At 62.8% G+C, this 14,662-nt stretch carries 16 protein-coding genes; 11 read left to right on the plus strand and 5 right to left on the minus strand.

Annotated features, from left to right (window positions below; all coding sequences use genetic code 11):
• Nucleotides 1-8: 8 nt before the first annotated feature.
• The 3 genes from Q9316_RS24610 to Q9316_RS24620 all read left to right on the plus strand — a co-directional run bounded on the left by Q9316_RS24610 (nucleotide 9) and on the right by Q9316_RS24620 (nucleotide 1,489).
• Complete coding sequence (locus Q9316_RS24610) at nucleotides 9-398, plus strand: antitoxin Xre-like helix-turn-helix domain-containing protein (RefSeq protein ID WP_306036361.1); 390 nt, start codon at nucleotides 9-11, stop codon at nucleotides 396-398.
• Nucleotides 395-1,093: an RES family NAD+ phosphorylase gene (locus tag Q9316_RS24615; RefSeq protein ID WP_306035915.1), complete on the plus strand. Its 699-nt coding sequence runs from the start codon at nucleotides 395-397 to the stop codon at nucleotides 1,091-1,093. The genes Q9316_RS24610 and Q9316_RS24615 overlap by 4 nt, the downstream gene beginning before the upstream one ends.
• 231 nt (nucleotides 1,094-1,324) lie before the next feature.
• Nucleotides 1,325-1,489, plus strand: coding sequence for a thermonuclease family protein (locus Q9316_RS24620; protein ID WP_306035916.1), 165 nt, complete (start codon nucleotides 1,325-1,327; stop codon nucleotides 1,487-1,489).
• A gap of 185 nt (nucleotides 1,490-1,674) precedes the next feature.
• Here Q9316_RS24620 and Q9316_RS24625 read toward each other — a convergent pair whose 3' ends face one another.
• From Q9316_RS24625 to Q9316_RS24635, 3 genes are read right to left on the minus strand one after another with little or no spacing between them, the layout of a single operon-like run.
• Nucleotides 1,675-4,935, minus strand: coding sequence for an error-prone DNA polymerase (locus Q9316_RS24625; protein ID WP_306035917.1), 3,261 nt, complete (start codon nucleotides 4,933-4,935; stop codon nucleotides 1,675-1,677).
• Nucleotides 4,935-6,449, minus strand: a complete 1,515-nt coding sequence (locus tag Q9316_RS24630) for a Y-family DNA polymerase (protein ID WP_306035918.1) — start codon at nucleotides 6,447-6,449, stop codon at nucleotides 4,935-4,937. Before Q9316_RS24630 ends, Q9316_RS24625 begins: the two co-directional genes overlap by 1 nt.
• The gene (locus tag Q9316_RS24635; protein WP_306035919.1) at nucleotides 6,367-7,125 is read right to left on the minus strand and encodes an ImuA family protein; all 759 of its coding nucleotides are present in this window, start codon (nucleotides 7,123-7,125) and stop codon (nucleotides 6,367-6,369) included. The genes Q9316_RS24630 and Q9316_RS24635 overlap by 83 nt, the downstream gene beginning before the upstream one ends.
• Nucleotides 7,126-7,332: 207 nt before the next feature.
• Here Q9316_RS24635 and Q9316_RS24640 point away from each other — a divergent pair, with 207 nt between their 5' ends.
• The 8 genes from Q9316_RS24640 to xth all read left to right on the plus strand — a co-directional run bounded on the left by Q9316_RS24640 (nucleotide 7,333) and on the right by xth (nucleotide 13,482).
• The gene (locus tag Q9316_RS24640; protein ID WP_306035920.1) at nucleotides 7,333-9,402 is read left to right on the plus strand and encodes an ATP-dependent helicase; all 2,070 of its coding nucleotides are present in this window, start codon (nucleotides 7,333-7,335) and stop codon (nucleotides 9,400-9,402) included.
• A 120-nt stretch (nucleotides 9,403-9,522) separates the two neighbouring features.
• Complete coding sequence (gene dinB, locus Q9316_RS24645; protein ID WP_306036362.1) at nucleotides 9,523-10,563, plus strand: DNA polymerase IV; 1,041 nt, start codon at nucleotides 9,523-9,525, stop codon at nucleotides 10,561-10,563.
• Nucleotides 10,564-10,655: 92 nt separating this feature from the next.
• Nucleotides 10,656-11,246, plus strand: coding sequence for an SOS response-associated peptidase (locus Q9316_RS24650; RefSeq protein ID WP_306035921.1), 591 nt, complete (start codon nucleotides 10,656-10,658; stop codon nucleotides 11,244-11,246).
• Entirely contained in the window at nucleotides 11,246-11,503 is a 258-nt protein-coding gene (locus Q9316_RS24655) for a hypothetical protein (protein ID WP_306035922.1), read from the plus strand. Before Q9316_RS24650 ends, Q9316_RS24655 begins: the two co-directional genes overlap by 1 nt.
• 266 nt (nucleotides 11,504-11,769) lie before the next feature.
• Nucleotides 11,770-11,952 carry a hypothetical protein gene (locus tag Q9316_RS24660; protein ID WP_306035923.1) on the plus strand — a complete coding sequence of 61 codons (183 nt, stop codon included), beginning with the start codon at nucleotides 11,770-11,772 and terminating at the stop codon, nucleotides 11,950-11,952.
• Between the two features lie 93 nt (nucleotides 11,953-12,045).
• On the plus strand, nucleotides 12,046-12,294 hold the full coding sequence (locus Q9316_RS24665) for a DUF982 domain-containing protein (RefSeq protein ID WP_306035924.1): 249 nt from the start codon (nucleotides 12,046-12,048) through the stop codon (nucleotides 12,292-12,294).
• 138 nt (nucleotides 12,295-12,432) lie between these two features.
• Complete coding sequence (locus tag Q9316_RS24670) at nucleotides 12,433-12,690, plus strand: hypothetical protein (protein ID WP_306035925.1); 258 nt, start codon at nucleotides 12,433-12,435, stop codon at nucleotides 12,688-12,690.
• Between the two features lie 9 nt (nucleotides 12,691-12,699).
• Nucleotides 12,700-13,482: an exodeoxyribonuclease III gene (gene xth, locus Q9316_RS24675; RefSeq protein WP_306035926.1), complete on the plus strand. Its 783-nt coding sequence runs from the start codon at nucleotides 12,700-12,702 to the stop codon at nucleotides 13,480-13,482.
• A gap of 2 nt (nucleotides 13,483-13,484) precedes the next feature.
• Here the strand turns inward: xth and Q9316_RS24680 are convergent, their stop codons facing one another.
• Complete coding sequence (locus Q9316_RS24680) at nucleotides 13,485-14,369, minus strand: hypothetical protein (RefSeq protein WP_306035927.1); 885 nt, start codon at nucleotides 14,367-14,369, stop codon at nucleotides 13,485-13,487.
• 24 nt (nucleotides 14,370-14,393) lie between these two features.
• Nucleotides 14,394-14,576: a hypothetical protein gene (locus Q9316_RS24685; protein WP_306035928.1), complete on the minus strand. Its 183-nt coding sequence runs from the start codon at nucleotides 14,574-14,576 to the stop codon at nucleotides 14,394-14,396.
• Nucleotides 14,577-14,662: the final 86 nt, after the last annotated feature.

Genomic DNA, 14,662 nt, shown 5'->3' on the forward strand with positions numbered 1-14,662 from the left:
AGACCATGATGCAGCTCGTCGTCAAGCAGCACACAACCACGGAACTCAATGCCGTTGCGCTGAAGGCCTATTCAAGGATAGCCGATGCTTGGTCGCTTAGTCTGCGTGACGCCGCAGCCCTCGCCGACATGTCGGAGAGCACTTGGAAACGCGCACGCAAGCCTGGTTTTGCCGGCGAACTGACAAAAGACCAGTTGCTGCGATTGAGCGCAGTGATCGGCATCTACAAGTCGCTCGAACTTTACTTTTCGGAGCAGCTCGCCCGAAGCTGGTTCACCCGGCAAAATGCCGGCCCGCTCTTTGCCGGCGCGCGCCCGGTCGACACTGCTATCGACGGTGGTCTTCCGCAAATCCTGGCGATCCGGACCTATCTGGACGCGCTGCGGGGCGGCGCATGAGAAAGACCGAATTGTCGGTCCGCGGTCTGGTCCGGTTGTTGCCCGCGACCTATCACAAGCCGCCGGCGCTTCGCGGACTGGTCGATAGCGACGAAGAATTGGACGTCCTCGCCGAGATCGAAGGCATGACCAGTGCCCGTCTGCTCGCCGAACGCGGGCGCAATCCACATCTCGATCCGCGGGAACTTGCCTGGCGGCGGCGTACCCACGACCTCAGAATTTATGGTGACACGCATGTTAATGCGGCCTTCACCTATACCAGGACCGGCGGCAATCGCTTCAATTCCGAAGAGCGTGGGGCTTGGTATTGCGCCTGGGAAGCCATGGTGTCGGTCGCGGAGGTCGCATGGCACCGAACGCGCGAGCTCGGATTTACGGGATCGTTTTACGACAGTGCTCGCTATGTCGAATTGCTCGCCGATTTCATTGGGGAGTTCGACGACATGACAGACGAGCCCGGACACGCGGCGCTAAATCCCGATCCGCAACTGGGATATCTCGAGGGGCAGGAGCTTGCCGCGCGGCTGCGGCGCGATGGGAGCCGAGGCCTGATCTACCCTTCCGTCCGCGCACCGGGCGGCAGCTGTCTGGTTTGCTTCGAACCTGGAGCGGTTCAGTCCGTTCGGCCAGGCGCATCTTGGGACTTGGTCTGGGAGGGAACTCAGGATTATTCGATTATCGCCGTCTGCACCTGAAAATCGTATGGTGACGCGCCGAAAACGCTGGATGCACACTGATGCGTTCCCGCGGTTCATGGGCATAACCTCTCCTATCGGTAAAGCGCCACTCGACATCTGGCACTCGGATATCGTGCGGCGAGAGTGATCTGAGATGTGGAAATGAAACGGGTTTGTTGGCGGTCACGCTTGGCTTGGTATTAATGGGTTGCCAGAGTCAGAGCTTGGCCGAGATGTCAGGCGGACGGTGTGGACGTCAACCGCTGGCTCGTCGCCAACGGCTACGCCATCGAGTGGCCGAAATACAGCAAGGGTCGATACGCCGACGAGCAGCTTGAGGCTATGGATGCGAAAGCTGGTATTTGGTCCGGCAGCTTCGACTTGCCTTGCGTCGTGCGCGGCGTCCGCTGCTAACCACGACACGTCCGGAACAATCCGCGGCGCAACGAATTCAGCGTCCAGCGATGCTGGGAGGCCGTTATGAAACTCAGGTTGAAGCGTGAGAATGATCAGTCGCTGGTCGCAGCCGGCGCGCTTGTCCTTGCCGGACTGGTGATGCTGGGTATTCCGCCTTGGGTGCTTTTCGGGATGTGATCGGCTTAATGAAAATTCCGGCTTTTCACCTTCAGCCGGTCGATCAACAAATCCGCAATGAAGATATCGCGCGCCGGCGCGGTTGCCGCTCGCCGCTCCCGTGAGTCCGGCGCCCCATTCCCATGCGCAAATTCGTCGCCGCGCCCATGAGGCAGCGGAAAAGCCTCGCCGCGCTCGCCCAGCTGGCCGAGGTCCTCTGACAGGTCGAACAGCCGCTGCGCGACCAGGTGCACGACGTCTCCCTCCCGCTGGATCTTGCCGTTGATGGCCACCATCGACGCCGACAGGACAAGCCGGCGCTGCCGGTCGAAGACCTTTGGCCATATGACGGCGTTGACGACGCCGGCTTCATCTTCCAGCGTCATGAACATGACGCCTTTGGCCGAGCCCGGCCGCTGCCGAACGAGAACAAGGCCACCCGTCATCAACCAGCGTCCGTCCGCCGCCGCATTGGCCTCGGCGCAGGTGACGAGGCGCTTCCGGCGAAGGTCCTCGCGCAGAAAGGCGACGGGATGCTCGCGGAGGGTAAGGCCTACATGGGAGTAGTCCTCGACAACTTCATGCCCCGTCCGCATGGACGGCAGAGCAACCTCCGGTTCCTGCGCTTCGGCAATCTGCCGCGCCTCCCGCTCCGCAGCCGCGGTCCAAAGCGCGAGCGGCTCGTCGCGCAGCGCCTTGATTGCCCAGAGGGCGTGGCGTCGCTGAAGTTGCAGCGAGGCGAGGAACGCGTCCGCCTCGGCAAGCTGGACAAGCGCTGCCGTCGGTGCGCTGGAGCGACGCCACACATCATCGACGGAAGCGAAGGGCTCATCGGCGCGCGCGGCCACGATCCTGGCCGCGTCCGCCGTCGCCAGGCCTTTGACCATGCGCATGCCGAGGCGGACAGCTTTCAGGCTGCCGTCGCCAGCGTCCTCAAGCGTACAGTCCCAGCGGCTTAGATTGATGCAAACCGGCCGCACCTCGACCCCATGTTCGCGGGCATCGCGCACGATCTGCGCCGGCGCGTAGAAGCCCATGGGTTGGGAGTTCAGCAGGGCCGCGCAAAAGACATCCGGATGATGGCATTTCATCCAGGCCGAGGCATAGGCAATCAACGCGAAGCTGGCGGCATGGCTTTCCGGAAAGCCATAGGACCCAAACCCTTCCAGCTGAGAGAACGTGTGTTCGGCAAATTCCGCCGTGTAGCCGTTCTTCACCATACCGGCGACGAGTTTGTCCTTGAATCTCGAAACGCCGCCGGAGAATTTGAACGTGGCCATCGATTTTCTCAATTGGTCCGCCTCCCCGCCGGAAAAGCCGGCGCAGACCATCGCGACCCGCATCGCCGACTCTTGAAACAGCGGCACGCCGAGGGTCTTCGACAGCACGGCCTCCAGTTCAGGCGTCGGATAGTCGATCGGCTCCTTTCCCTCGCGGCGTCGAAGGTAGGGATGCACCATATCGCCCTGGATTGGGCCTGGCCGCACGATCGCTACCTGGATGACGAGATCGTAGAACGTCCGCGGTTTTAGGCGCGGCAACATCGACATCTGCGCCCGACTTTCGATTTGAAAGGTGCCGAGCGTATCGGCCTTGCGGATCATCGCGTAGGTCGGGTGATCTTCGGCCGGGATCGAAGCGAGGTCGCGCTCCTCACCCTTGTGGTCCCGCATCAGGGCAAAAGCCTTGGCCATGCAGGTCAACATGCCGAGCGCCAGTACGTCCACCTTCATGAACTTCAGCGCCTCGATGTCGTCCTTGTCCCATTCGATCACCTGGCGGTTATCCATGCGGGCCGGCTCGATCGGCACAAGGTCATCGAGCCTGTCCTGCGTCAGGACGAAACCGCCGGGATGCTGACCGAGGTGGCGGGGCGCGCCCATGAGCTGCTGCGCGAGCTCGAGGGTCAGTTTCAGGCGATAATCGGCAGCGTTGAGGTTATTTTCCGTCAGCTGACGTTCGGAAACCCCTTCCGACCAGCCCCAGATCCCCGACGACAATTGGCCGATCATGTCCTCCGGCAGACCCAATGCTTTACCGACGTCGCGCAGCGCGCCCTTGGCGCGGTAGCGGGTGACGGTGGCACAGAGGGCGGACCGACTCCGGCCGTAGGTCTCATAGATCCACTGGATGACCTCCTCACGCCGCTCATGCTCGAAATCCACGTCGATATCCGGCGGTTCGTCGCGCTCTTGGCTGATGAAGCGTTCAAAAAGGAGATCGTTGGTCTCCGGGTCGATGGAGGTGACGCCGAGGCAATAGCAAACCGCCGAGTTGGCCGCCGATCCCCTCCCCTGACAGAGGATGCCTTGTGACCGCGCGAAACGCACGATGGAAAAAACGGTCAGAAAATACGGCGCGTAGTTCATCGTCCGGATCAGTTCGAGCTCGTCCTGCAGGGATTTTCTGACCTTGTCCGGCACGCCTTCCGGATATCGGCCCGCGGCCCCTTCCCAGGTGAACTTGACCAGCGATTGTTGCGGGTCGAGACCGGGAACGATGGCCTCTTCCGGGTATTGGTATTGCAGCTCGGAAAGGTCGAAGCTGCAGCGTTCGACGATCTCCCGGCCGCGGGCGAGCGCTTCGGGATATTCAGCAAAGAGCCGATGCATCTCCTCCGGCGCTCTCAGGTATCTGTCGGCGTGACGCTCCCGATCAAACCCGACATCATCGATGGTCGTTCGTGTCCGGATGCAGCTCACCACGTCCTGGAGCTGTCGGCGGCCAGGCTCATGAAACAGCACGTCGTTGGTGACAACGGTGCGAACCTTGAAGCGCGCCGCCATGCTCGCAATACCGTGCAGGCGCAGACGATCGTTCGGCCGGCGCCGCAGGCACAGGCTGACATAGGCGCGATCACCGAACAGTTCAGCCATCTTGCGAAGCTGCATGGCGCATGCCTCATCGGCTTCATCCGGGACCAGCACGCCGATCATGCCGGCGGCGTGCTCGGAAAGGTCGGCGAAATCGATCAGGCAGTTGCCCTTGCCGCCGCGCGCCTTGCCGAGCGACAACAGGCGCGTCAGCCGCGAATAGGCCGGACGGTCCGTGGGATAGACGAGGATCGACATGCCGTCGGTGAGATCGAGCCGACACCCGACGACGAGGCGCACGCCGGTCGCCTTGGACGCCTCCCAGGCACGCACAATGCCGGCGAGACTGTTGCGGTCGACGACGCCGAGGGCATCGATACCGAGCGCGGCCGCGGTCGCGAACAGCTCGTCCGCGCTGGATGCCCCGCGCAGAAACGAGAAATGCGTCGTGACCTGCAGCTCGGCATAGCGCATCAGCCGAACACCCCGTGCAGGAACCACAGATGTGAACCGGTCTCCGGATCGATACCGTCGCCGGCGCGATAGACCCAGTAACGCTCGCCAAGCTCATCCTCGACCACGAAATAGTCCCTGACAGCCTGGAATTCGCGCGGCCGCATCCACCATTCCCCGAAAATGCGCTCCGGGCCGTCTGCGCGGACGACCTTGCGGCGCTTTCCGCGCCAGGTGAAGACCGCCGGCGGCTGGTCCGGCAGGAGCGCCATGACATCGATGCGTTCGGGGTTCGCTAGCAACCGCGACGGCCGTGGCCACTTGTTGGCCCATGTCTGGCCGATATCGGGTGCGGTCGCCGGTATTCGCCGAACGGAGCGTTCCGGAACGTCAGACGCGACCGGGGCGACCCGGAACAACCGATGACCGCGATTGCCGAGAATGTCGACGAGCGGCGTGATATCCGCGATCTCCTCCTCGACCAGCGAGGAGACCACCTGCCGCTCCTCCAGCGGCTCGGCGAAAACCGCGACGAGCACAAGCTTTTCGATGCCGAAACCGGGATCGATTTTCTCGATGCGATCGCACAGCAGCTTGGATAGGCGCGCCGGATCGCGCACCGGCTTGGCAAGACCGACGCGAAGATGCTGGCGCGTGTTGTCGACGCGGTGGATGACGAGGTCGCAGCGCCGTGCGCCAAGACCGTTTTCGGCAAGCTTGGCGGACAGCTGCCCGACCAGCCGCCGGACATATTTGGCGATGGTTTCCGGCGCGCCGATCGGCTCGGCGAAATTCTTCGAAACCTCCACCAGCTCGGGCGTGCGGATCGGCTCTATTGGCTCCGCCACCCGCCCGAACAACTGGTCGAGCCGGCGGGCGGGTTCCAGTCCGAAGCGAAGGGTCAGTGGCGCGCGCGGCATGGCGGAGAGCTGGCCCACCGTATCGATACCGAGAACACGAAGTCCTTGGATCGTCTCGGCCGGAAGCCGCAAGGCGAGGATGGGCAGGTCGACCACGGCTTTCGGCACATGCCCGACCGGAACCACCGTCGTCTCCGCCGAGATAAGCCGCGCGATGGCGTGCGAGGCGCCCCATGTGTCCGAGACGGCTGCCCGTGCCGTCAGGCCGTGGCCGCGCAGCCGATTGACCAGCCCAGAGATGAGAAGATCCTCGCCGCCCTGAAGATGGTCCGCGCCCTCGGTATCGATCACCAGACCGTCGGCGCCGTCGACGGCGACCACCGGGCTATATTGGCGGAGCGCCCAGAGCGCCAGCCGCTCGAGCGCGGCCGCATCCTCGACGGGCGCGGCGTCGATCATCAGGAGATCGGCAACCATGGCCTGCGCCTTGCTCGCCGGCATGCCGACGCGCAGGCCGAGTTTTGCGGCCGTCGGATCGGCCGCGGAGATCCAGCGCTTCGATCCGCGCCGCGCGATCACGACGAGCGGCTTGTCAGCCGGCAAGGCTTCGCCAGAGTGCCGTCTGATCCGTTCGGTCGCCAGATACGGGAAGTAGACAGATACGACCCTTGTCATCGGGGGCTCCAATTTCAAATTCGGCGCATTCGCCCGCCTTCACACGCATTATCTCCGCCAGCCAGCGCGCCCTCCCGACGCCGGCCACTGGCAATCGCTCCGACGGCAGGGTGCTGATGCGCCACCGCGTCGTCGAAGCCGTTGGCTGCCCATAATCCGACGCCTCGTTGTGTCGCCGCCATCGGCGCAGGACGATGCCCATGTTGCCGGTCTTCTCGGCCGCGAGCTGCAGCCGGCGGGACGCGGTCATCGACAGGCGGACCAGTTCGCCGACCACACAGGACAAGCCAGCGAAAGACAGCCCCTCCTCGAAGGCCGACAACACCTCCTCCTCCCGGTCGCTTTCGCAGAAGACGACGCGATCGGGATGCAGCCCTGCCTGCGAGATCGCCGGGAAAAACAGGTCCGGGCGCGTCATGCACCACAGCACCCTTCCCTTCGTCCGCGCGGCGACGCCTGCGGAAAACAGCGCCGCAGCCGCACCGTCGACAGTGCCGCCTCCTCCGCCGGCAACCTCGTGCAGCGCCCCGAAGGCCAGCCCTCCTCCAGGCAGTGCCCGGTCGATGTCCGGAACGCCGAACGGAAGCGTCTGCCTTGCGCGCTGCGCGCCGCCTTCGAGGCGGCCGATGCGCTCCCGCAGTTCCGCAAGGACAGGATTGAGGGCATGGTTGGCCACGGCAGAATTGTTGCTCCTTCAGGGTTTTCAGAGGGTCTTCAAGCTGATATGTTCATTATTTGTTCCGATTGGCGAAACGAGTCAATCGGGCCTCCGCCCCGGACGCCCCGCTGCCGCTAAGCCGTTGAAACGAATCCGTTAGCTGCATCAAGGGGATATCTGGTCGATGGAGGGTCAGGAAAATTTTCTTATGCGTGCTGGGGACAAATGGCGGCGGCTCATCTCGAAAAACTCAACGAACGCCAGCGCGAGGCGGTGGAACATGGCGTCGGCCTGCCCGACGGACAGACCGGCGGTCCGCTGCTGATCATCGCAGGCGCCGGGAGTGGCAAGACCAACACGCTGGCGCACCGCGTTGCGCATCTGATCGTCAATGGCGCCGATCCGCGCCGCATTCTGCTGATGACGTTTTCCCGCCGCGCGGCAACCGAGATGACGCGGCGGGTGCAAAGGATCTGCCGGCAGGTGCTCGGCGACAATGCCGCGATCATGACGGATGCGCTCGCCTGGGCGGGGACGTTCCATGGCATCGGCGCACGGCTGCTTCGCATGTATGCCGAGCAGATCGGGCTTGGTGTCGATTTCACGATCCATGACCGCGAAGACAGCGCGGACCTCATGAATCTCGTTCGCCATGAGCTTGGTTTTTCCTCAAAGCAAAGCCGGTTTCCCACGAAGGCTACCTGCATCGCGATCTATTCCCGGGTGGTGAACGCTGAGACATCGATCGGTGAGGTTCTGAAGACCGCCTATCCCTGGGCGCAAGAATGGGAACAGGAGTTGAAGGCGCTGTTCGCAGCCTATGTCGAGGCCAAACAGGCCCAGAACGTCCTGGATTACGACGACCTCCTCCTCTACTGGGCGCAGATGGTCTCGGACCCGGATCTGGCGGACGATGTGGGAGGCCGGTTCGACTATGTCTTGGTCGACGAGTATCAGGACACCAACCGCTTGCAGGCGGCCATCCTGATGTCGCTGAAGCCGGGCGGCCGCGGCCTGACCGTCGTCGGCGACGATGCTCAATCGATCTATTCGTTCCGCGCGGCCACCATCCGCAACATCCTCGATTTCCCGCAGGAATTCTCACCGCGGCCGGCCGACGTGATCACGCTCGACCGCAATTATCGGTCGACGCAGCCGATCCTGGCGGCCGCCAACGGCGTCATCGGCCTTGCGCGCGAGCGCTATACCAAAAACCTTTGGACCGATCGCACCTCCGAGCAGCGGCCGATGCTGGTGACGGTAAAAGATGAGGTCGACCAGGCTGCCTATATCGTGGAGCAGGTTCTGGCCGCCCGCGAGGTCGGCGTCGCCCTCAAACAGCAGGCCGTGCTGTTTCGCAGCTCGAACCACTCCAGCGCGCTGGAAATCGAGCTGACCCGCCGCAACCTGCCCTTCGTGAAGTACGGCGGCTTGAAGTTCCTCGATGCCGCGCATGTCAAGGACCTGCTCGCCGTCCTGCGCTTTACCCAGAACCCGCGCGACCGCGTTGCCGGTTTTCGTCTGCTCCAGCTTCTTCCGGGCATAGGGCCGCAGACGGCCAGCAAAATCCTCGACACGATCGCGGCCGATCCCGAGCCGCTCCAGTCGCTTGCCGAAATCCCGCCGCCGCCCAAGAGCGGCGACGACTGGCCCGCCTTCGTCACGCTGGTCACCGCCCTGCGCAAAGCCGAGGCCGGCTGGCCGGCGGAGATCGGCACGGTTCGGATGTGGTACGAGCCGCATCTCGACCGCATTCACGAGGATGCCGACACGCGTAAGGGTGACCTCCTTCAGCTCGAACAGATCGCCAGCGGTTATCTGAGCCGGGAACGTTTTCTGACGGAGTTGACGCTCGATCCACCCGACGCGACCAGCGACCAGGCTGGCGTGCCGCTGCTCGACGAGGACTATCTGATCCTCTCAACCATTCATTCGGCCAAGGGTCAGGAGTGGCGCTCCGTGTTCATGCTCAACGTCATCGACGGTTGCATCCCGTCCGATCTCGGCACGGGCACAACGGACGAGCTCGAAGAGGAACGGCGGCTGCTTTATGTCGGCATGACGCGGGCGCGCGACAGTCTGGCCCTCATCACGCCGCAGCGCTTCTACACCTACGGTCAGAATTCGCAGGGGGATCGCTACGTCTGCGCGCAAAAAACCCGTTTCATTCCCGCGACCCTGTTGCAGTATTTCGAGGTGGCGAGTTGGCCGAAGGTCGGCGCATCGGCCGCTGAACGGAGCACGCGAAACGTCCGGATCGATGTCGGCGCGCGAATGCGCTCGATGTGGACGTGACACACGCGGGCAGGATGCGAGCGCACGCGGCCAAAGGCGATGGATAGACAGGACGCAACCGAGACGATGGCGGTGGGTGCGGACGGCGAGCGGCGGGTCCGGCGCATCATCCATATCGACATGGATGCCTTTTACGCCTCCGTCGAACAACGCGACAATCCGGAGCTGCGCGGCAAGCCCGTCGCCGTCGGCGGCTCCGCGGCGCGCGGCGTTGTCGCCGCGGCGAGTTACGAAGCACGCGCTTTCGGCGTTCGTTCCGCCCTTCCGTCCGTCACCGCCAAACGGCGCTGCCCGGACCTCATCTTCGTGCCGCCGCGCTTCGAAACCTATCGCGCCGTCTCCGCGCAGATCCGGGAGATATTTGCCGAGCACACGGACCTGATCGAGCCGCTTTCCCTGGACGAAGCCTATCTCGATGTGACGGAAAACAAGCAGGGCATCCCGATCGCAACCGACATCGCGACGATCATCCGCGCGCGCATCAAGGAGGTCACCGGCCTCAGCGCGTCGGCAGGCATCTCCTATTGCAAGTTCTTAGCCAAGATGGCGTCGGATTTGAACAAGCCGAACGGTCAAGCCGTCATCACGCCGAAATACGGACCTGCTTTCGTCGAGGCGCTGGCGGTCAAGAAATTTCATGGTGTTGGGCCGTCCACCGCATCGAAAATGGAACAGCTCGGCATCCTGACCGGCGCAGACCTTAAGGCGAAATCGCTGGCCTTCCTGCAGCAAAATTTCGGCAAGTCTGGCGCCTGGTACTATAACATCTCCCGCGGCATCGATAATCGGGCAGTCCAGCCGGATCGACCGCGCAAATCGCTCGGCGCGGAAGACACCTTTTCGATCGACATCTTCGATCACGCGGCGGCCCGTGCCGAAATCACCCCAATCGCCAATAAGGTCTGGCGTCAATGCGAGGCGAAGAGGCTCCATGGGCGCACGGTAACGCTGAAGGTCAAATATGCCGACTTTCAGATCATCACGCGCAGCAAGACAACAACGGCGCCGATCGCCACGATGGACGAACTTGAGGCCCTTGCGCAATTGCTGCTCGACCCCTTGTTCCCGACCGCAAAAGGTGTTCGCCTGCTCGGCATTACGCTGTCGTCCTTCATCGATGACGAGGTGAGCGAGGCGGGTCAGCTCGAATTACAGATCTAGGTCGGTCGACTTCCGGCGCCGTCGGTCGACATTCGGCCGGGCCGCCTTACATTGCCACTGCATCGCAACGAAGCCCGCCAATCGGAGGAGCCATGTGCAACGATTATCGCCTGATGGTCGATCTGGCCTCGGTCATCGAGGAATTCGCGCACTTGAAGATCAAAATCCGGTTTCCCGAAGGGCGTCCCAATATCGAGGCGCGCGAGGACATCAAGATCACTGATACAGGACCGATTGTCCGAACCGTCGAGGGCGAGCGCGGCGCCGGCGAACTGGTCCAGCGGCGGTGGAGCTGGCCAAGCCCGACCAGAAAGCCGGTTTATAATTTTCGCTCTGAAGGCCGAGAGTTCACATCCAACCGCTGCCTCATCGTCGCCGACGGTTTTTATGAGTTCACGGCCCCGGCTGACCCAAAAAAGAAGCGCAAGGACAAGTGGCTGTTCCGCAAGGTCGGCGAGCCCATATTTGCCATTGCCGGCATATGGCGTGAAACAGAGGACATCGGCGAGGCTTACACGATGCTGACGATGGAACCGGGGCCGGACATCGCACCCTATCATGACCGCCAGATCGTCATCCTCGAGCGCGACAGCTGGGCCGATTGGCTCGACCCTTCGGTGTCTGCCAAACCACTGATCAAGCCCCTTCCGGCCGGATCCCTCTCGGTGGAGCAGATCGGCTGATGCGCTTCTCCTTTCCTCACAGCCATGCATTTCCGAGCGGTGAAGTCCGGATCGAGGATGCCGAAGCAACCGAAGGAAACTGCGTGGTGGAATTTAGTGACGGCGTCGCGATGCTCGGAGACTGGCATCCGGACGGCGATGCCATTGTTCTCGATATCCCATCCTATCGTACCGCCAGGGGAGCGGATGTCGAAGCCCGGCGCTGGCGATTGGTCCAAGACCAACAGGGCCGCTGGCGCTCGAAACTCTGCCCTTGAACTGGATCGACCGCTTTTCACTGGAGCCTGGGCCTATTTGCCTCGAGGCGCGGCGAGAGACGAAAGGCCCGAGCATCCGCCGGGCCTTTCGCCTTTTTGGCTGCCGTTGGCTGAAGCAAACACACACACTCCGACGACAGCCCACCCCCGGATGAGCCATCCTACATCCATGACCTGTTGACGCTTTAAACTTTGACGTACCCTGTGCTCGGTGCGCGGAACATTCCCGGGATTTTCACGGTTGGTCGACGTGAAAGGAGCAAAACATGACCGACGATCCAAAAGACCCGAAAAGACCTCAGGACATCCCGCCGGGAGAGACGCCGGATTCGCTACCGGATCTTCCCGAGCGCCCGATTGAAGAGCCCGGGCCGGATGTTGTCCCGGAGGAAGCCCCCGATATCACGCCGGTCCCAGAGGAGGACGTCCCGACAAAGATGGGGAAGTAGGTTGCCTGCGCAGGCTGCACAAATTTCCTCGATCTGAAGGGAACCACTCGCCCGAGTGGCATTTATCGGCCCGGTTAGACGGGGAATTATGAAATGCTTTCTGTGGCTTGGGACAACGCACTCGCGATCCTCCTTCCCGGTATGCCCCGGGCAATCGAGATCAAAGATCCACGGAACGCGATGTTCGTGCTGGCGGAAAGATGGCCGGTGACCTACGGCCGCGCGTTTCAGCGGGCACTCGCATTTTGCGCCAAGGCACTCGAGGGCAAATGCTCGCCGTCCAGAGCGCGGTTGGCGTTCCTCGCGGCGGCGCGAGAAGCGGACGTCGCGGTCGTTCGCTAAGGGTTCGCCACCGCACGGCTCGTGCGTGCCTGTCATGGAACGAATGCGCCGTTCTCGGCATTTCGCCGCCATACGATGTTGGCTCGTCGCCCCGCTACCGAAGCGGGGCGTCTTTTTGGAGCCCAACAGGAGGTCGCCATGAATGTCAGAATTCCTTCGCCGCAACAGCCGACAACCGATCCTGATGTCACGCTGGAATGCGAGCACGCGGTTGACGGCGCAGTGCGTGAGATCGTCGATCATGCCATCGTCGCCGGTTGGCCGCCCGAAGTGGCATTTGAGGCAATCAAACGCGCTGCCGAACGTCAGGCGGCGGCCTATCGCGAAGATCCAGATCCGGCAGACGACCCGGCCGAAGCTCGCGCGCCGACCGGCTTTTCGCTAGCACCGTTCTAATGGTCGTCGATGAAGATCGCGACCTACAACGTCAACGGGGTCAACGGACGCCTCGCCGTGCTGCTTCGATGGCTGAAGGAGGATTCCCCTGACGTCGTATGCCTTCAGGAACTGAAATCACCGAACGATCGGTTCCCACGCGCAGAACTTGAGCGCGCCGGATATGGCGCGGTCTGGCACGGCCAGAAAAGCTGGAATGGTGTCGCGATTCTCGCCAAAGGCCTTGTTCCCCTCCTGACGCGGCGCGGCCTGCCGGGCGATCCCGACGATACGCACAGTCGCTATATCGAGGCCGCGGTCGACGGCCTTCTAGTCGGTTGCCTCTATCTTCCGAACGGCAACCCCGCGCCCGGCGCCAAATTCGATTACAAGCTTCGCTGGTTTCAGCGGCTTCACGCCTATGCCGGCGAGCTCATCGATCTCGACGTTCCCGCCCTGCTGGTTGGCGACTATAACGTCGTGCCGACGGACCTGGATGTCTATGCGCCGGAGCGTTGGCGCGACGATGCACTGTTTCGCCCGGAGGTTCGCAAGGCCTATGCCGAACTGGTTTCGCAAGGCTGGACCGATGCCATCCGCCATCTCCATCCCGACGAGCGGATCTATACGTTCTGGAAATATTGGCGCCATGCCTTCGAACGCGACGCGGGCCTGCGGATCGACCACTTCCTGCTCAGTCCCGCTGTCGCCCCCTGGCTGCGTTCGGCGAGCGTGCGGCGCCGGCCGCGCGGCTGGGATCACACCAGCGACCACGCACCAGTCATGATCGAAATCGAGTCGCCATCGGATTGATCTCAGGCTGAAGCGCGTTGCCCACTCCTGCGCTCGCGCGACCGCGCAGCCCGCCGCGCGTCGCGTAGTTCCTCGATGGTCGGAAACCACCAGCCACGCTGGCGCTCGTCATCCTGAGGTGCGGACTTCGACGGCCACGTCTGTACGAGTTCTTCCAGCGACGGAACGCGCCACGATCCCCAGACCTGGTCATCGGAGATGTCGGGATAGAGATCGGCGACCTCCTCATGCTCGACCAACTCACCGGTGATGTCGCTGACGACGATGATGCCATAGGCGGCAGTGGCGACGGGCCGGTTCAGCGGCGGCAGGTCGCCCGCCGGAAGGGGAATGCGCCGACGCCGGCGCTCGGCCGTGCGACGACGGGCGTTCCGTTCGTCCTCGGTGCCCTTTCGCGCTTCGGCGCGCTTGCGGCGCTCGTCCGGCTCACAGCGCTGGGCCTCGGCCTCGATCGCCTGCCAGTGATGAACAAGCTCATCGTAAGACGCGAAGGGAATGCGCCACACCTTGTTGTCACCGTCCCACCGCGCGAACGGCACCTGCCGGATTTCCTCGACCAGCTTTCGCGAGTAGGGCGTTCTGATGCGAAACCCGTCCTTGTCGACACTCAGATATGGGCTGAGGATCGGCTCGAAGGCGAAGGCGTCCCTGCCCTTTTCTTCTGCAAACGGATCGGCGCGGGATTCTTCCTTAGCTTTCCAGCGGTCGAAGCGCCGCAGGGCTGTCTTTCCAGGGACGAGCCAAGCTTTGCGCCGATCGCTCCAACGGGCACGGGGAAATTCCTGCCGGAAACGCTGGACCGTCATCCGGTCGAACGGAAACGAGACGGCGACATGCTCGTCGCCGTCATCGTCGGTCATGGTCCCAGGTTCGGAATCGTCGCCCATGCCTTCATCCAATGGAACAACGGCTCAGTGCTTGGTATGCCTGTCGCCGCGGTCGCCCTCGCCCGGTTTGGCCTCGGTTTGTGCCTTGTGACGGCGATCAGCGGAAAGCGACTTCCCGACATCGACGCTTTCCTTGAACTGGCCTTTTTCGTCCCGGCGGACATAGCGCTTGTCGGTTCCGGTATCGATGGTCTCACGCTTCGTCATGACATTCTTCCTTTCGGTTACGGTTTCGGAAGAACGCACGATCTCATCAAAAAGATGCAGCGAATCAAAGGCATATTCCAGACTCG

The organism is Shinella zoogloeoides (assembly GCF_030733845.1).
GTDB lineage: Bacteria > Pseudomonadota > Alphaproteobacteria > Rhizobiales > Rhizobiaceae > Shinella > Shinella zoogloeoides_C.